General features: G+C 68.6%; 19 protein-coding genes. 9 read left to right on the forward strand and 10 right to left on the reverse strand.

Annotated elements, in window-relative coordinates; all coding sequences use genetic code 11:
• Positions 1-115 precede the first annotated feature (115 nt).
• Both AB0I53_RS27010 and AB0I53_RS27015 read left to right on the forward strand, forming a co-directional pair.
• Positions 116-997 (forward strand): sigma-70 family RNA polymerase sigma factor, encoded by an 882-nt coding sequence (locus AB0I53_RS27010; RefSeq protein ID WP_358608519.1) that lies wholly within the window; start codon positions 116-118, stop codon positions 995-997.
• 16 nt (positions 998-1,013) lie between these two features.
• Positions 1,014-1,364 carry a DoxX family protein gene (locus tag AB0I53_RS27015; RefSeq protein WP_358608522.1) on the forward strand — a complete coding sequence of 117 codons (351 nt, stop codon included), beginning with the start codon at positions 1,014-1,016 and terminating at the stop codon, positions 1,362-1,364.
• Here AB0I53_RS27015 and AB0I53_RS27020 read toward each other — a convergent pair whose 3' ends face one another.
• Positions 1,365-1,634: a hypothetical protein gene (locus tag AB0I53_RS27020; RefSeq protein WP_358608524.1), complete on the reverse strand. Its 270-nt coding sequence runs from the start codon at positions 1,632-1,634 to the stop codon at positions 1,365-1,367.
• Positions 1,635-1,829: 195 nt separating this feature from the next.
• A complete protein-coding gene (locus AB0I53_RS27025; RefSeq protein WP_358608527.1) occupies positions 1,830-2,036 on the reverse strand; it encodes a hypothetical protein in 207 nt (68 codons plus the stop codon).
• 74 nt (positions 2,037-2,110) lie between these two features.
• Here AB0I53_RS27025 and AB0I53_RS27030 point away from each other — a divergent pair, with 74 nt between their 5' ends.
• The 3 genes from AB0I53_RS27030 to AB0I53_RS27040 are packed head-to-tail and all read left to right on the forward strand — an operon-like array spanning position 2,111 to position 5,350.
• Complete coding sequence (locus tag AB0I53_RS27030; protein ID WP_358608530.1) at positions 2,111-2,905, forward strand: DUF5753 domain-containing protein; 795 nt, start codon at positions 2,111-2,113, stop codon at positions 2,903-2,905.
• Positions 2,898-5,195 carry a tetratricopeptide repeat protein gene (locus tag AB0I53_RS27035; RefSeq protein ID WP_358608533.1) on the forward strand — a complete coding sequence of 766 codons (2,298 nt, stop codon included), beginning with the start codon at positions 2,898-2,900 and terminating at the stop codon, positions 5,193-5,195. The genes AB0I53_RS27030 and AB0I53_RS27035 overlap by 8 nt, the downstream gene beginning before the upstream one ends.
• Positions 5,189-5,350 (forward strand): DUF397 domain-containing protein, encoded by a 162-nt coding sequence (locus tag AB0I53_RS27040; RefSeq protein WP_358608536.1) that lies wholly within the window; start codon positions 5,189-5,191, stop codon positions 5,348-5,350. Before AB0I53_RS27035 ends, AB0I53_RS27040 begins: the two co-directional genes overlap by 7 nt.
• Positions 5,351-5,435: 85 nt before the next feature.
• On the opposite strand, the gene AB0I53_RS27045 is transcribed toward AB0I53_RS27040, so the two are convergent.
• From AB0I53_RS27045 to AB0I53_RS27080, 8 genes are all read right to left on the reverse strand, one after another.
• A complete protein-coding gene (locus AB0I53_RS27045; RefSeq protein ID WP_358608539.1) occupies positions 5,436-6,404 on the reverse strand; it encodes an SGNH/GDSL hydrolase family protein in 969 nt (322 codons plus the stop codon).
• A gap of 152 nt (positions 6,405-6,556) precedes the next feature.
• Complete coding sequence (locus AB0I53_RS27050) at positions 6,557-7,540, reverse strand: hypothetical protein (RefSeq protein ID WP_358608542.1); 984 nt, start codon at positions 7,538-7,540, stop codon at positions 6,557-6,559.
• A 3-nt stretch (positions 7,541-7,543) separates the two neighbouring features.
• A complete protein-coding gene (locus tag AB0I53_RS27055; RefSeq protein WP_358608545.1) occupies positions 7,544-7,810 on the reverse strand; it encodes a hypothetical protein in 267 nt (88 codons plus the stop codon).
• Between the two features lie 88 nt (positions 7,811-7,898).
• Positions 7,899-9,191, reverse strand: a complete 1,293-nt coding sequence (locus AB0I53_RS27060) for a heparan-alpha-glucosaminide N-acetyltransferase domain-containing protein (RefSeq protein ID WP_358608547.1) — start codon at positions 9,189-9,191, stop codon at positions 7,899-7,901.
• 92 nt (positions 9,192-9,283) lie between these two features.
• The gene (locus tag AB0I53_RS27065) at positions 9,284-10,345 is read right to left on the reverse strand and encodes a DUF3459 domain-containing protein (protein WP_358608550.1); all 1,062 of its coding nucleotides are present in this window, start codon (positions 10,343-10,345) and stop codon (positions 9,284-9,286) included.
• 16 nt (positions 10,346-10,361) lie between these two features.
• Positions 10,362-10,745: a globin gene (locus AB0I53_RS27070; RefSeq protein WP_358608553.1), complete on the reverse strand. Its 384-nt coding sequence runs from the start codon at positions 10,743-10,745 to the stop codon at positions 10,362-10,364.
• 124 nt (positions 10,746-10,869) lie between these two features.
• The gene (locus tag AB0I53_RS27075; RefSeq protein ID WP_358608556.1) at positions 10,870-11,829 is read right to left on the reverse strand and encodes a mechanosensitive ion channel family protein; all 960 of its coding nucleotides are present in this window, start codon (positions 11,827-11,829) and stop codon (positions 10,870-10,872) included.
• 184 nt (positions 11,830-12,013) lie between these two features.
• Positions 12,014-14,128 (reverse strand): prolyl oligopeptidase family serine peptidase, encoded by a 2,115-nt coding sequence (locus AB0I53_RS27080; protein WP_358608559.1) that lies wholly within the window; start codon positions 14,126-14,128, stop codon positions 12,014-12,016.
• A 225-nt stretch (positions 14,129-14,353) separates the two neighbouring features.
• On the opposite strand from AB0I53_RS27080, the gene AB0I53_RS27085 reads away from it, so the two are divergent.
• From AB0I53_RS27085 to AB0I53_RS27100, 4 genes are all read left to right on the forward strand, one after another.
• Positions 14,354-15,004, forward strand: coding sequence for an HNH endonuclease (locus AB0I53_RS27085; protein WP_358608562.1), 651 nt, complete (start codon positions 14,354-14,356; stop codon positions 15,002-15,004).
• A 113-nt stretch (positions 15,005-15,117) separates the two neighbouring features.
• Complete coding sequence (locus tag AB0I53_RS27090) at positions 15,118-15,672, forward strand: hypothetical protein (protein ID WP_358608564.1); 555 nt, start codon at positions 15,118-15,120, stop codon at positions 15,670-15,672.
• A gap of 349 nt (positions 15,673-16,021) precedes the next feature.
• The gene (locus tag AB0I53_RS27095; RefSeq protein ID WP_093275028.1) at positions 16,022-16,282 is read left to right on the forward strand and encodes a hypothetical protein; all 261 of its coding nucleotides are present in this window, start codon (positions 16,022-16,024) and stop codon (positions 16,280-16,282) included.
• Positions 16,269-16,772 (forward strand): DUF5130 family protein, encoded by a 504-nt coding sequence (locus AB0I53_RS27100; RefSeq protein ID WP_358608567.1) that lies wholly within the window; start codon positions 16,269-16,271, stop codon positions 16,770-16,772. The genes AB0I53_RS27095 and AB0I53_RS27100 overlap by 14 nt, the downstream gene beginning before the upstream one ends.
• Positions 16,773-16,943 lie beyond the last annotated feature (171 nt).

The following is a 16,943-nucleotide window of genomic DNA, read 5'->3' on the forward strand; positions in this document are numbered from 1 at the left end:
CCCGTCAGATGGGTAGCAGGCTGTGTACGGCGGGAGGCGAGGAACGCATGTTCAGGTTCGAAACGGTGCCAAGCGGGGCCGCTCGGGCGAAGTCCGGTGGCTTCGAGGGCGAGCCGTGACCACGCCGCGCGGCGGTGCCCAGGAAGGCGCGGACCGCGACGAGGCGTTCCGCCGCGAGCGACCGCATCTGCTCGCGGTGGCGTTCCGCCTCCTCGGGTCGGATGCCGATGCCCAGGACGTCGTGCAGGAAGCGTGGATCAGGTACCTGCGCGCCGATGTCGGCGGCGTCGAGAACCTGCCCGCCTGGTTGACCACCGTCGTGACCCGGCTGTGCCTGGATCTCATGCGCCGGTCGCGCGAAGTTCCGCAGGAGCCGGCCGACATGCCCGAACCGGTGGACGACGTCGAAGGCCCGGAGGAGGTGGCGCTCCTCGCCGGAGATCTGACCGAGGCCATCGCGATCTTGCTCGACCAGCTGACGCCGCCGCAACGGGTCGCGCTGATTCTGCACGACGTGTTCGGCACGCCGTTCGACGAGGTCGCGCACGTGCTGGGCACGACACCCGGATCGGCCAAGAAGCTGGCCAGCCGCGCGCGGGCGCGGGTGCGCGGGCCGGCGGGGGCGGCGGACACCGATCCCGGCACCGCGCGGCACGTGGTGGATGCCTTCCTGAAGGCGGCCCAGCAGGGCGATATCGACGGCCTCATCGAGGTCCTGCACCCCGAGGTGACGAGAACGGCCGATCCGCAAGCACTTCCGCCCGGCGCGGCGCTGCGAGTGCGAGGCGCGCGAACCGTCGTCGACGAGACGCGGGCGTTGCGGGCCAACGCCCGGCAAGCGCGCGTGGTGTCGATCAACGGGCGGCCCGGAATCGCGGTCATGGCCGATCGAGGCCCGCGCATCGCGTTGCTCTTCCACATCGCGGACCAGCGCATCGTCCACTACGACGTCATCGCGGATCCCACTCGCCTCGCCCTGCTGCGCATCACCGACTAGCGCGTTCGGAGAAGCCATGTTCATCACGTACATCGTCGTCACGGCCGTCACGATCGCGGCGAATGCCGGTATCGCCATCGCCGACCTGGCGAGGGCGAACTTCGTCCTCGCCAACTCGGCCAAGGTCGACGTCCCGCAATCGTGGCTGCCGATGCTGGGAACGCTCAAGGCCGCCGGCGCGGCCGGACTCCTCCTTGGCCTGCTCGGATTCCAGGCCATCGGCGTGGCGGCCGCGATCGGGCTTGTGGCGTTCTTCGTGGGCGCGGTCGTCGCCCACGTGCGCGCCCGGGAGATCTACACCATCGCGGGCCCTGGAGCCTTCCTCGCCTTGGCCGTCGCCTCGCTCGTCCTCACGATCGCCCAGTGATCAGCCGCCGCGGTGATCGGCGGCGGTGATGAGCTCATCGAGCCGGTGCAGCGCGTGGGTCATCTCGTCGACCCGGGTCGCGAGCCGGTCGCGTTCGGTGCGGAGCATGCGGCGTTGCGCCGTGGTGGTGCGGCCGGTGTTCATGCAGGGCAGCAAGGTCGCGATGGTGCGGCTGCTGAGCCCGGCCGCGTAGAACTGCTGACGGCGGTCGAACAGGGCTGACGGAACGGGTGCACGCCCGCGGCACGCGGCTGATCGACGTCGCGTCACCGCACCAAGATGGCCTCGACTGGAAGCGCGGCAAGCCCCAGCTGACGAGGCGAGGAGCACCCGTGACGGGTTCGTTGGTCACGGGTGCCCCCGCCTGTGGCCGGGCGCGGGGCGGGGGAGGTGCGCCCGGCCACTGGTGGACCGGTGCGGAGGTCGGGGAGGTACTGCACCGGTCCGGCTTCGGGAGTGGCGGAGCTAGGTCGGCTCACGCAGACGATGTCGCCCGGTGCCGGATTCTTCAAGCGCTGATTGGCGTTCCGCCTCGACCTGGGCGATCAAGTGCCAGACGGTGTAGTCACCCTCGCTGCCGCCGCTGTGCCGCGCCCGGGGTAAGCGCGAGAACACCATGCCGAAGATGAGGACGTTGATCAGCAAGAGCGTTGCGAGCTGGAGCCAGGACAAGGTGGATCCTTTCGCTGTCGAATCCGGTTGCGTCTGAGCGCTACTTGCGGGATGCGAGGACCAGCGAGCACGCCATGCAGGTGTCCTCGCGTATCCAGGCGATCTCCGGCGCGATCCGCTGCAACTCGTCGGTGCTGATTTCGACGGGGAAGATCAACCACTTGGAGAGCGGGCGAAATCGTCAACAGCCCGACGAAGTGGCGGCCTTGCTGAAGTACTACGGCGTGCCGGATGATGTCGTGCAAAGGCTTTCGCAGTTGGCTGAGCGGGCTGATCAGCGTGCATGGTGGTCGTCCTGGAGCGATGTCGCGGCAACCTGGTTCCAGTCATTTGTGGGGCTGGAAGGTCAGGCTGCGTGGGAATTTCTTTATGAGCCGGTGTTCGTGCCGGGATTGCTCCAGACGGAGGCATACGCGCGCGCCGTTACGTCGGCCACGCCGAGGGTGAGGCCAGATCACGTCGACCGGTTCGTGGCGTTCCGGCAGGCCAGGGCGACAGTTCTGACCGATGCGGATCCGCTGGAGCTTGGTGTCGTCGTCGGAGAAGCGGCGCTTCGGCTGGGTGTCGGTGATCCGGGAGTTCTGCGGGACCAGTACCAGCACCTGATTCGATTGGCGGCCTTGCCGAATGTCGAACTGCAGGTTCTGCGCCCGGAAGATGGCATCCATAGTGGATTTACCGGAGCCTTCGCGATCCTCGGCTTCGAGCACGCGCACTCCGTCGGGTACGTCGAGCTCCAGGACGATGCCGTCTACATTCATGATCAAGAGCGGATGCGTGGATATAGCATGGCAGCCGAGAACCTGCGGGAAGTCGCGTTGTCACCTGCTGAATCGGTGAGGTTCATCGAGTCACTGGTGCATGACTGATCGGGAGAGGGAAGGCTATGTCGGTGGCTGGCTTAGCTGGGGCGCGCTGGATCAGTGCAACGGCCTCCGCTGCGCCTGCAGCAACCGTGATGACGCCATGCCTATCGGCGGTAGCGGGCTTGGCGCGGAATCTGCCACTCTGGCTGAGTTGATCAACGATCTGGGGGGATTGGTGACCGTGGGCGACAGAGTGCACAACAAGTCGGCTGCCCAGATCGGTGGGCACAGTGTGCAAGCCGGTCAGATTCACGGCGACGTGCACTTCCACCATGTGCTTGAGGAAAAGCTGGTCCCTCGGCAATTACCGGTAGCGGCCCGTCACTTCGTAAATCGCGCGGTGGAACAAGACGCGCTCACGACGCTGCTAGGCGGCGCGACCAGCAATGGTTTCGTACTGATCTCGACGGTTGATGGGGTTGCAGGAGTCGGCAAGTCGACGCTGGCCGTGCACTGGGCGCACCGTATGAGGGATCGGTTCCCGGACGGCGAACTCTACGTCAACCTGCGGGGCTTTGACTCGGTCGCCGAGCCGGTGGAATCCACCGACGCCCTGGGCTCTTTCCTGATCGCTTTGGGGGTTCCAACAGAGCGAATGCCTCAGGGTTTGGAAGCTCGTGCGGGGTTGTTCCGCAGCCTGGTGCACGGAAAGCAGATGCTTGTCCTGCTCGACAACGCTCGCACAGCCGAGCAGGTCCGGCCCCTGCTTCCCGGCAGCCCGAGCTGCTTGGTGCTGGTCACCAGCCGGAACCGGCTGCATGAGTTGGTCGTTCGGGAAGGCGCGACTCGTGTTTCCCTGGACGTCCTAACAGCGGACGAGGCAGAGCTGATGCTGGCTTCCTACCTCGGCGATCAGCGGGTGGCGGCAGAGCAAGAGGCCGTGCGGGATCTCATCCGGCACTGCGCCGGGCTCCCGCTCGCCCTCGGGATCGCTGCGGCCAGAGCAGTCGAGAACCCGGACTTCCCACTGACCGAAGTGGTTTCGCAGCTGCAGGACGAGCGAGATCGACTCGACGCCCTGGATGCGGGCGGGGAAACCGGCTTGCGCTCGGTTTTCTCCTGGTCCTACCGCTCGCTCACACCCGAGGCGGCACGTCTGTTCCGGCTGCTCGGCTTGCCGACAGGGCCGGATATCGGCCTCCGGGCCGCGGCGGATCTGGCTGGACGCTCGCAGCGTGAAACTCGTGCCTTGCTTGCTGAACTGTCGCAAGCCAGTCTCCTCGACCAGCATGAACCAGGCCGCTACCGGTTCCACGACTTGCTCCGCGCCTATGCCGCTGAGCGCGCAGCCACGGACGAAGCTGCTCCGGACCGCGACGCCGCCATCCGTCGGTTGCTTGACCACTATCTTCGTACGAGCCACTCGATCGACCGTTTCCTGGTCGGCCACTCGCGCAAGTTCGCGCTGGTACTACCACCGTCGGAAGTGGTGGGAAGCACCTTCGACGATGAAGATCGAATGCTCGACTGGTGGGATGACGAGTACGCGAATTTGACTGCCTGCATCGGACAGGCACATCGGCGAGGGTTCCGGACTCACGCGTGGAGCTTGGCATTCACGATGTTCTACTTCTTCCGGCTTCGTGGGTATTTGGCCGAGTGGATCAGGAACTTCGAAATGGCGCTCGAAGCCGTGCGCGAGCTTGGAGACCGGCGGGCTGAGGCGCAGCTGCTGCACGGCCTCGCCGTCGCTTACTTCGAGGCGAAGCAGCACGAGAAGGTGGTGTACTACGGCGGGCTGGCACGTGAGCTCTTCGAGCAGGCCGATGACCGCTACGACGCTGCCATGTCCCTTTTGATCGGCAGCGAATCGAGTAGTCGGCTCGACCGGCATGACGTAGCGCTGGAGATGGCCCAACGAGGCCTCGAGCTGCAGGTAGGGGTAGGAGATCCCAACGGTCGAGGTTACGGACACGGGTGCCTTGGCGTGGCGTACATGGGCCTACGCGAGTACGAGAAGGCCTGTTCGCACTTCAACGATGCGTTGACCCTCTACCGAGAAGTCGGCGAAGTGTACGGGGAGTCGTACATATTGAACGAGCTCGGTGAGCTGCACCTCGCTTCGGGCGAGCCGTCCACGGCAGTGATTATGCATCGAGAGGCCCTCCGGATCCGCCGGGAAATCGGGTATCGGAGAGGCGAAGGTCTGAGCTTCAGAGGCTTGGGCAACGCCCTGTTCGCTGCTGGAGACCGCGAGCAGGGCCGTGCTAACTGGGAACAAGCGCTCACGATCTTCGAGGAACTCGGTGATGCCGAAGCCGATTCCGTGCGGCAAGAACTGGACTTGTGCTGAGAGGTGGTAACGGCAACTGCGTTGAGGTTGCAGTGGGTGTAGAGCGCACTGGGGTGTGGGACACGAAGGATCGGGCCGGAGGTGCCTTGATCGTGTCGGCTGCACTGTGGGGGAGCTTTATCGCCGCTGCGAAGTCCGGTCGGTACCACCTCTGATCTGTGCTGTTTCTGCTGGTCAAGGCTCGTGAGTACTTTGGGTTGCTATAGCGACACAAAGTACTCACGACACCTCGCAGGCGCTTCAGCGCTCCACGGTGGCCAGGTGCTCGGCGACCTCGGTCCGGGCCGCTTTCTCCTGCGGGCTGGCCTGTTCCGCTTGGCGTTGGGCCTCTTCAGCGGCTCGGGCCGCGGCTCGTTCGGCTTCCGCGACGTCGGGCTCTTGTCCATTTAGGACTTTCGCGATGATGCTGGCTTCGGCGGCCATCGCCGAGGCGAACGGGTGGTACGGGGCCGCGTCCGGCCGCAGCTGCTGGCCGTTGATCCAGGCCGCCCCGCCCGTGGCGCAGGCGTCATGGCCCAGCGACGGCCCGTAGGTGTCGACGAACGTGGCACCGGTGCGCTCGGCCGCGTCCGCGATCGCGGCGTTGAGCGCCTGCTGGATCTCGTCGGCGTAGCGGTAGTCGCCGTCGGCGAGCGGGAGGACGTCCGGGCAGTATCCCGTCTCCGGCACGATGCGCGGATAGCCGATGACCAGGATCTCCGCGTCCGGCGAGCGCTCCTGGACGCCTTCGACGACGTCGGCGACCCGGTGCTCGGTGATCTCGATGCGGCGAAGCAGGTCGTCGCCGTCGTCGTCGGCGAAGTGGTCTCGGCACGGCGATCCCGTCGGGTCCGTGACGCGCAGGCTCGTGCAGGTCGCGATGGTGTCGCCGAAGACGCTCAGGTCGTTGCCGCCGATGCCCAGCGTGACGAGGTCCGTGTCCTCGTCGAGGGCGTCGAACTGCGGTCCGGTGTACCAGGCCTGGGCCTGGAGCATGTCCGTGGTGTCGGCGCCGCCGCAGCTGACGTCGGTGAACTCGGCCGGCTCGATCTCGCGGGCCAGCAGCGCCGGGTAGTTGTTCGTCGAGCGCCCGCACAGCAGTGGATCGAGGCGCATCCACGGGACGAGCGGGGCGGAGGTGAAGGAGTCGCCGAGGGCCACGTAGTGCTGGTATTCGGGCTCGGCGGTCGCCTGCGCGGCGCCGAGCGACAGGCCCGTCAATGCCGACAACGCGATCACACCAGCTCTGCGTGCAAGCCCGGACCGGCCCATCTGCGCGCCTCCACTATTCGCCTACCAATGAGTAGGAAGTGAAGACGATCACAGTGCTCGGTGGCAAGGTTTGGGCCGGAACTTCTCATTACCTGAGAAAGTTTCACGATCTAGTCGCCGGGTGGTTCCAAGGACGTTCCGGGCTCCGTGGTGTCCGTCGGCGGGCTGGTGGGGCCGGTCGTCGTCGTGGTGGTGGGTTCGGTCGTGGTCGGCTGGGTTTGCGTCGTCGTCGGTTCCGTCGTCGGCTCCTGCGTCGTCGTGGTCGATGTCGGCGGATCGGTGGTCGTCGGGTGCGTCGGAGTGGTCGGCACCGTGGTGGTTTCGGTGATCGGCGCAGGCGCGACGGGCTCCGGAGCCACCGGCTTCGCCGGCGGAACCTGGTGCTGAGTGGTGTCCTCGGTCGCTCCCGGGGCTTGCGCCGGAAGCTGGACGGTCTCGTCCGATCCGCTCGCGCCCTGGGTGCCGGGGCTGAAACCCGGTGTGCCGATACCCGGCCTGCCCGGTGTGCCAGGCGTGCCCGATGCAAGCGGCGCAACGGGCGGCTGGTGATCACCGGGAGGTGGAGGAGAAGCGGGCGGCGGGAGAGTGCCCGGAACCTGCCCGACCAGCGGCAGTTCCGGAGACGCCGCGTCGGGCGAGTACTGGGGTGTTTCCGGCGCGGTGTTCTCAGCGAACGGCGGAAGCCGGTCGAGCAGGCCCGGCGGGATCAGGCCGAGGAACGGATCCGGGAACGGCGCGGTCAGCGTGTAGCTGGCCGCCGCCACGGCGGCCCCGAACGCCGCCGTCGCCAGCGAGAGGCGGAACTGCTTCCGCAACGGCAGGGGCCGCAGTTCCTCGTTCGGGACGGGCGATTCCAGCGGTTCGCTCACCAGCCATCGCCGCACCGCCACGCCGTCGCGCGCGAACCCGGCCCAGACCCGGCCGAGCCACGTCGTCGCGTTCCCCAGGTGGTCCTGCAGCGCCGCCACCGGCAGCGGGCTGGCCGACAGGGGCCCGGCCATCCCGGCCGGAAACGGGTCGGCCGCGTTGCGGACCAGGCCGGCCAGGTGGTCGAGGCGTTCCCGGAGGATCGCCGGATCAGTCGGCGTGGACATGGCTCAGCCCTCGACTTCCCCGAACCGGATGCTCGACAGCGCGACACCGTCGTAGCGCCACCACCGCTCGGTCGAGAGGTCCAGGATCCAGGCGTCGTGCTCGCGCACGATCAGCCCGACGCCCAGCGCGCGGCGGCGGAAGGTCGCATCGTCGATGCTGCCCGCCTCCAGCTCGTCGAGCAGGCTCCGGTAGTTCGCCATGGCCTTGCCGAGTGCGGGTGGGATTCCGACCGCGTCCGATGCGTTGTCGGCCCGGTGCCGGAAATTCATTCAAGATCACCTCCGGATGAGCGACGCCATCCGTCCACGCAACGATGCGCGCCGCGCGGCTGTTAAGAGGCGAAAGTCCCTCCGGTGCTCAACGCCGCCGGAACAGGTGATCGGTGATGCGCCGGACGCTCTCGCTGACGGCCGCCTCCAGCGGCCCGCGGCGGAAGAACCGCCGCCAGATCAACGGGAAGGCGATCGAGAAGATCAGGAACACCTCGGGCATGTAGGTGTTCACGAACGCCACCAAGCCGTCCGGGTGGTGGCCGTCGCGCGGGAACGCCGGCATGTTCGGGACGTCCGTGGGCAGCGCCGGGCCCATGCTGGCCAGCTGCGCCAGGGTGTCCGGCACGCCGCTGAGCGGCCAGCCGCCGACGACGATCTGCCAGGCCAGCACCAGCGCGTGGATCGCGTACAGCGTCAACGCCATCGAACCGGCCGCGGCCAGCGGCTTCAGCAGCCGCCCCGCCCGATCGGCCAGCTCCAGGCACACCGCGACGAACACCAGCGCGATGCCGCCGGAGTCGAGCAGCTCGAACGTCGAGCCGCTGTGCGCGGCGGCGGCCAACAGCCACTCCGGGTGCTCGATCGGGACGGTGCCCTCGATCTGCCCCTGCGGCAGCCCGCCGACGGTCTCCACCAGCCAGTTCGACACCTGGTAGCCGACGGTCGTCACCGCCAGCCCGGCCGCGGCGAGCCAGCACCGCACCTTGGTCGACTGCAGGTCCAGCCTCCCGACGGCCATGCCCGCCAGCACCAGCGGCAGGTACGACGCGGCCGGGTAGAAGCCGAGCAGCAGCAGGTTGAACAGCCCGGCGTCGGCGATCAGATGCCCCGGGTCGACCAGGTTGATCGCGTCGGCGATCGCGCGCATCGGCGTGTCCCCGGCCATCCAGGTCCGCAGCACGAACGACAGCTGCGGGCCGACCGCTGCCGAGACCGCCGCGGCGATCAGCAACCCGCGCGCCCGCAACCGGATGAACGGCACCGCCAGCAGGAAGTACAGCCCGTAGAACGGGATGATCACGGTGAGCAGGAAGCCCGTCGCTTCGGTCGCCTTCGCCAGCGCGATGCCGACCACCAGCAACAGCAGCGCGCGCACCGCGATCCGGATGTGGGCCTGCCGCAGCGCGTCGCCGGTCGGCGGCTCGCGGCGCCCGGTCATCATCGCCAGCGACACCCCGGCCAGCAGGGTGAACAGTGCGGTCGACCGGCCGCTGGAGAACTGCGCGATCCACACCTCCACGTCACCGTGCGCGAACGGCACGCCGAAGTGGATGCAGAACATGCCGAACACCGCGAAGAACCGGGCGATGTCGATGCCGACCAGCCGACGGGTGCGTTCCGTCCGAGGAAAGCTCAGCGCGGGCGCAGCGGCAGTCATAGCATCCAGTGGGTGTCAGCGGGGTGGTTTTACCAAAATTTACCGCCACCCGTTCCGGCCCACTCGCGCCCGGTCGCCTTTGGAGGCCAGACTCACACCAGCCAAGCCGCGGTGCCCGGCGGCAAACCTCCGGATCCCACCGGCCGCGAGGACAGCAGCACCTCGCCCGGCGGCAGCGGCACCGGATCCGGCGAGGTGTTCAACGCGCAGATCAGGCTGGTGCCGGTGCGCCGGAACGCGAAGCATCCCGCTGGCGCGCCGAACCACTCGACATCGTCGCCCGCGAACGCCGGGTGCGTGCTCCGGGTCTCCAGCGCGTGCCGGTACAGCGACAGCGTGGACGCCTCGTCCTCCAGCTGCGCCTCCGCGGTGAACGACACCCATTCCGCCGGGATCGACGACCAGTCGGCGTCGGCGGCGGAGAAACCGAACGGCGGCCGATCGCCCTCCCACGGCATCCGGACGCGCTGCGTCCCAGGCAGGCCGAGCTCCTCGCCGTGCCGCAGGCAGACCGCGCCGGGCAGCGCCAACTGCACCAACGCCATCGCGCGCACCGGGGTCAGCGCCGCGTCGTCCCGGCTCTGCTCGGTGTCGCGGCTGGCCATCGCCCACGCGGGGCGCGGCCCGGTGGCGGCGAGCGCGTCCGTGATCGCCTTGCGGACCTGCTCGGCGTCGAAACCGGCGACGGCCAGGTCGAGGTTGAACGACAGGTGCCAGTCGCCCGGGCCGCTGCCGATCACCACGCGATCCGGGTGACCGGCCAGCGCGGCGCCGATGGCATCGGCCGGATCGGGGCGCGGTGCCAGGTGGAAACCATCGGCACCGTGCTCCAGCCAGGGCCACAACACCGATCCCGGGTCGCTGCGCGCGGGATCCACGTCGAGCGAGAGCATCACCCGCATCCCGGAGTCGTGCGCCTCGCCCAGCAACTCGGCGAACGGCCCCGCCGCCGGATCCAGCCCGGCGGTGCCGGCCAGCACGACCGCGTCGACCCCGAGCAGCTCCAGGTAGCCGAGCCGGCCGGTCAAACCGGCGAGGTCGCCAATCCCGTCACCGTCGCCGTCGGCGAACGAGCCGACGTCGACCTGGTAGCACACCGCTTCCCACCACCACGGCTGTTCGCCGTGGTCCGCCTGCGCGTCTGCCCGCCGCATCACCAGGTCCTTCTGCTCAGAACCACGAATTGATCATGCTGTTGGCGGCCATTTCCATGTACTGCCACAGCTGGTCGCGGTGCTCCGGCCGGAGATGGACCTCGTCGACCGCGATCTGCATGCAGCGCAGCCACGCGTCCCGCTCCGCCGGGCCGATCTTGAACGGCGCGTGGCGCATCCGCAGCCGCGGGTGGCCGCGCCGGTCGGAGTAGGTGTGCGGGCCGCCCCAGTACTGGATCAGGAACAGCCGCAGCCGCTCCTCGGCGGGCCCGAGGTCCTCCTCCGGGTAGAGCGGCCGCAGCAGCTCGTCCTTGGCCACCTCCTCGTAGAACCGCGCCACGATCCGGTGGAAGGTCGTCTCGCCGCCGACCTGCTGGTAGAAGGTCTCCACGGAAGTCACGGCTCCATCCTCTCAGGGGCGGGTTCGATTTTGGGCGGCCCGGCGGCCGAACGCCTCACACCCTGGCCACGGGGTCGTGGTCGCGGCTCAAAGTACTCACGACCCCGTGGGCCGGCGGTTGCGGCTAGGCCACCGGGGAGGTGGGCGGCAGCGGGCGGCCGTACGGGTACGGCGGCTCGATGTCCTGTTCGTCGTAGGCGCGCTTGATCTCCGCGCGCAGCCGCCGCTGCACCGACCACTGCCGGCCCGGCCGGACCTTGGTGGTCAGCCGCAGGGTGATGGTGTCCGAGGTGATCTGGTCCACGCCGAGCATCTCCGGCGGGTTCAGCACGTCCTTGGACAGCGGCTCCCGCGACGTCGCCTCGGTGGCCACCTTCGCGGCCACCTCGATGGCCTTCTGCACATCGCTGGTGTGCGAGATGGGGAAGTCCACCACGGCCACGGCGAAGCCCTGGCTGGAGTTGCCGACCCGCAGGATCTCGCCGTTGCGGACGTACCAGACGGTGCCGTTGATGTCGCGCAGCGTGGTGACCCGCAGACCCACCGCCTCGACGTTGCCGCTGGCCTCGCCGAGATCGACCACGTCACCGACGCCGTACTGGTCCTCGACCAGCATGAACATGCCGGACAGGAAGTCCCGGACGAGGTTCTGCGCGCCGAAGGCGACGGCCACACCGAGCACACCGGCGGAGGCCAGAACCGGCGCGATCTGGATGCTCAGCACCTGCAGCACGTAGATCACGGCTAGGCCGTAGATCACCAGCGAGGCAATCGATTTGAGCACCGAGCCGATCGTGCGCGCCCGCTGGAGGCGCCGCTCCGACAGCAGCTCGGCGGTCAGCGTGTCCGCCCGGCGTTCCCGCAGCGGGGTCAGCAGCTTCGGGGGCTTGCCGTTGCCCTGCGTGAGGCGGTTGATGGTGCGGTGCACCAGCCATCGCACGATGAATGCGACGATCAGGATGAGCAGGATGTTCAGCGGTTTGGCGATGAGCAGGTCGGCGTAGGACGCCAGCCACTGGTTGCCGGTCCAATCGGAGATCGTCTGGCACCAGAACGAGTCCTGCGCACAGTTCGGTTGGGTCATAAGCGGCAGATCCATGGGTCGGGGGTTCTCCATGCTGTCGTTCAGGGCCCGCGGTGGTAGCCGGCACGGGGGTGCCGGTGCTTTGGGGCGACATCACCGGGTGGGCAACCGGCCAACTCGAGCATCGTGCGCACCCCGCTGCGCACGAGACTCGAACAGCTGACCGCCGGGACCGAGTTCGGGCTCAGTCCAGGGCGAGTCCGGTGGCCTCCGCGAGGAAGGCGAGCTGGTCGGTCGCCAGCCCCACGGTACGGGACACCGAACGCGCGGCATGGCCGACCTCGGTCTCCCGGCGCAGCAGGATCGGTCGCTTCGCCGGGGCGGAACTGGTGGCGTGCTGCAGCGCCGCGCACATCTTGCGGGCGTGGTTCGGGTCGACCCGGGAGTCCGATTCGAAGACGGTGAACAGCACCGACGGGTAGTCGGTCTGGTCGGCCACGTTGTGGTACGGCGAGTAGGACAGCAGCCAGCCCAGCTCCTCCGGGTCGTCGGCGGTGCCGTACTCGTCGTTCCAGGTGCGGCCCAGCAGGAACTGCTCGTAGCGGACCATGTCCAGCAGCGGCGCCGAGCACACCACCGCCCGGTAGAGGTCCGGGCGCTGCGCCAGGGCCGCCCCGACCAGCAGGCCGCCGTTGGAACCGCCGGAGATCGCCAGCTGCTCGGAGGTCGTCCAGCCCTCGTCGATCAGGTGCTGCGCCGCCGCGTGGAAGTCGTCGAAGGTGTGCTGCTTCTGCTCGCGCATGCCCGCGACATGCCATTCCTCGCCTTCCTCGCCGCCACCGCGCAGCGACGGCAGCGCCCAGACGCCGCCGGCGGCGACCCATGCCAGCGCGGACGGCGTGTAGCCGGGCTCGCGGGACAGCGAGAAGCCGCCGTAGCCGGTCATGAACACCGGCCGCGGGCGGTCCGGCTCGGCGCTCGGGCTCAGCAGGAACATCCGCACCGGGGTGCCGTCCAGCGAGCGGTAGGTGACCTGCTGGGTGTGCACCGCGGGCAGCTCGACGGTGCCCGGCGCCTGCTGGTCCAGCTCGGTCGCGCCGGTGCTCCGGGAGTAGGCGTGCACGCAGGGCGGGGTGGCGAAGTCGGTCCAGCCGATCCACAGCCGGTCCCGGTCGCCGTCGGTCGACTCGTCCACAGTGGTCAGTGCGGTGACCTGGCCGGTGCTCGGCAGCGGGACCTCGGCGGTCTGCCGCCCGCTGGCGGGATCGTGCAGCGTCACCTCGGAAACCGCGTGCCGGGTGCGGAGCACCACCAGCTGCGGATCGCCGTCGCCGGTGTCGAACCAGCGCACCGCCTCGAGCACCGAGTCGGGCTCCTCGGCGATCAGCTCCGTCCAGTTCGCCGGCTCCGGCCGGGCCGGGTCGGCCACGCACAGCCGCCAGCGCGGGGCGTCCAGCGTCGTCATCACGTACAGCCGGCCGTCGCGCTCCACCCAGGCGCCGACGCGGTATCCGTCGGAGGTGTCCACGATCTGCCGGAGCTCGGGGACATCGCTCGCCGCGAGGTCGGCGATCCACACCGAATCCCGCCGCGCGGTGCCCGGGCTGCCCTCGATGACCAGCCAGCGGCCGTCCCGCGACACCCGGGTGCCGTAGTAGAAGGTGTGGTCCAGGCCCTCGCCGTGCACCAGCAGGTCCTGGTCCGGGTCGGCGCCGACCCGGTGCCGCCAAACCCGGCGGTGGAACTGCTCCTCGCCGTCGGGCACCAGCTCCGGCGCCAGGCGCCGGATGTAGAAGTACTCCTCGCCGCCGGGCAGCCACGAGATCGTCGAGTAGCGGCACCGGTCGATCGGGCCCTCGACGAGGTCGCCGGTGGCGACGTCCAGCACGTGCAGCAGCGACTCCTCGTCGCCGCCGACGGAGATCTGGTAGGCCAGCCGGTCGCCCTCCAGGCTCGGGCTCCAGCTGTCCAGCGTGGTCAGCCCGGACGGGTCCAGCTCGGTGACGTCCAGTAGCACCCGCTCGGCGCCGTCGGGCTCGCGCACGTACAGCACCGGGAACTCCTGCCCGGGCTCCCGGCGGGTGAAGAACGCCCGGCCAGCGCGCCACGCCGGGGCCGAGACGGAACCGGACGAGAGCAGCGACCGCATCCGCTCCGCGATCGCGTCCCGGCCGGGCAACGCGTCCAGCCAGTTCCGGGCGATCTCGTCCTGCGCCGCGGACCACGCCTCGGTGCGCGGCTCGGCCGGGTCTTCCAACCACCGGTACGGGTCGGCCACCTGGTGGCCGTGCAGGTCTTCGACGATTTCGTCGCGGTCGGCGCCGGGGTAGGACAGCTGCGCTGCTTGCACGTCGGTCACGGCAGCGACGATACGTGCATCCGGGGACCGTTCGTTGATCTTGACGTGATCATTCTCGGGAATCACCGATCGAATCACCAGGAATGATCATTGTTGTTCTGCGGGCGCATGATCGGGAATGATTGAGGTGCGTTAGACGATCACTCGAAGCCGAGTGTCGAATCACACGTGCGTTCGGGCGGGGTTCTATGTTCGACTATGCCCGACACCGGTGGAGGTGGTCGCGTGCCCGACCGACAACCGACCCGACAACCGGCGCTGAAGGCCACCGGCCTCGCGTCGCGGGCCTCGCTGTGCCCGCCGAGCCGCGTCGGCACGTCGCCGCCGCAGGCCGACCGGCCTCCCGGTCACGCACCGTCCTGGCGAAAACGCCGGGTGCTGTTGCTCAACACCACCTTCGAACCGCTCACCGCGCTCCCGCTGCGCCGAGCGATCGTGCTGCTCGTCTGCGGCAAGGCCGAGGTCGTGCACGGTGACTCCGCCGGCATGGTGCTGCACTCCGCCACCGACAGCGTCGAAGTCCCGTCCGTGATCAGGCTGAGCAACTTCGTGCGAGTGCCGTACCGCGGCCGGGTGCCGTTGACCCGTGCCGCGCTGATGCTGCGGGACAACTACCGGTGCGTGTACTGCGGTGCTCGCGCCGAAACGATAGATCATGTCGTGCCGCGCAGTCGCGGCGGGCCGCATGCTTGGGAGAACTGCGTCGCCTGCTGCACCAAGTGCAACCACCGCAAGGCGGACAAGACGCTGGCCGAGCTGGGCTGGCGCCTGCCGGTGGCGCCGCACGCGCCGCGCGGGCGGCATTGGCGGCTGCTGGCGGGGCTGTCCGAAACGGACCCGTTGTGGTTGCCGTACCTCGGTGAGCCCGCGGCCTGACGTGCCGGTTCGACCGGCCGTCGAGCGGCGGTGCCGTGCGACGGCGGGTGGCTCCGCTGCGGCACGCCTGATCAGCTGATCCGCACGCCCTGCTGCCCGCTGATCCGAACTCCGTGCTGTCCGCTGATGCGCACGCCCTGCTGCTGCCCGCTGATCCGAACTCCGTGCTGTCCGCTGATGCGCACGCCCTGCTGCTGCCCGCTGATCCGAACTCCGTGCTGTCCGCTGATGCGCACGCCCTGCTGCTGCCCGCTGATCCGAACTCCGTGCTGGCCGCTGATCCGCACGCCCTGACGGTATGCGCTGATGCGCACGCCTTGCCGGCCGCTGATTCGCACTCCGTGCTGCTGTCCGCTGATCCGAACGCCGTATTGGCCGCTGATCCGAACTCCGTGCCGCCCGCTGATCCGGACGCCCTGTCGACCACTGATCCGCACGCCCTGCTGTCCGCTGATCCGAACGCCGCGACTGATCCGCACCCCGCTGGAAATCCGCACGCCACCCTGCCCGCTGATCCGCACGCCGCGGTCTCGGCCGCTGATCCGGACGCCGTGTTCGAGCAGTGGTCGGTTAATCGTCGGAAGGGTGATGGCGCTGCTCTGAGTGGCGGTTTCGATGATCGACATAGTGTGCCTCCCGCATTCAAAAGACGCTTTGAACGCATGTGATCAAATATGCAAGACCCATACAGGTGAAAAACTAGGAGCAGGAACCCTCAGGAACAAGCCGCCAAGTCGCCGCGCATTGCAACCGTCTGGTTGGACCCCATTCGGGGGCAATGGTTACTCTGAACGAGTTACTTTAAGTGATGCATAACACCCTTGACTAGTAACCGTACGTAGTTCCTGGCGTCTCCTGATTCGGTCTCCACCAGCGGGAACCGCACTCAGGGCGCTCGCGCCGACCGCCGTATCACTCGAACGTGTTCGGGTCGGGGCTCGGCGACGGTTACTGATGCCGATCATGCGCCGCACAGGTCGGGCGCACGAAGCGGGGCTCATCGGATACCGTACTCGCGTGACTGTGGCGGAGACTGTTCTCTACCTGGCGGTGATCCCAGCGGCCCTGTACGGCCTGATCGTGCTCATCGCGATGTGGCCCAGGCTCACCCGTCCGCGTTACCGCGCGGGGCAGGAGTGGGATTTCGCGCCGGTGTACTGGGTGGCCAACCCGGCGGGTGTGAACACCGCCGTACCGGTGGCAGACGTGGATTCGGAGGCCGCGCCGGCAGATGCGCGGCCGAGCACCGCTCGGGGAGGCGCACGTGGCAACTGGTGAGATCGCCGAGCGATCCGCCGTGGAGGCTGGTGAGCTCGGCGTCGGCGAGGCGATGATGGCCACCGGTCGGCTGTCCGTCGCGCGCCACGTCGAACCGGACCGTCCGCGGCTGCCGTTCGGCCCGGGCCAGCTCTCACGGCTCGACGAGGCGCTGACGCTGTCCAGCCGCAGCACCGGGCTGGAGTTCGCGATCTACCTCGGCGACCTCGGCGAGGACACCCGCGAGCAGGCGGAGGCGCTGCACTCGAACCTCGGCTCGAACGCGGCCGAGGGCGTGCTGGTCGCGGTGTCGCCGGGCCAGCAGAAGTTCGAGATCGTCACCGGCGAGGAAGCGCACCGGCGGATCCCGGACCGCAGCTGCCAGCTCGCGGCGATGAGCATGGTGGCGTCCTTCAAGGAGGGCGAGCTGATCGACGGCCTCATCGGAGCCCTCCGAATGCTGGCCGACGCAGCAGGCACCAGCTACCAGGAATCCCGAGCCCGCCACTAGGGCCTGTTCCCGGGCTCGACGCCGTGCGTATGGAACTTCAGGTACGGGGCCGTGAGTCTTTTGGGTCGTTATAGCTGCTCACCGTCGTCCCGGGATGCCCTGCGATGGGCCGTCCGGCAAGCCCACTTGACCAACGGCCGCATCACCGCCGTCATGTCGTGGGAGCTCCCT

Source organism: Saccharopolyspora sp. NPDC050389 (assembly GCF_040655595.1).
Lineage (GTDB): Bacteria > Actinomycetota > Actinomycetes > Mycobacteriales > Pseudonocardiaceae > Saccharopolyspora.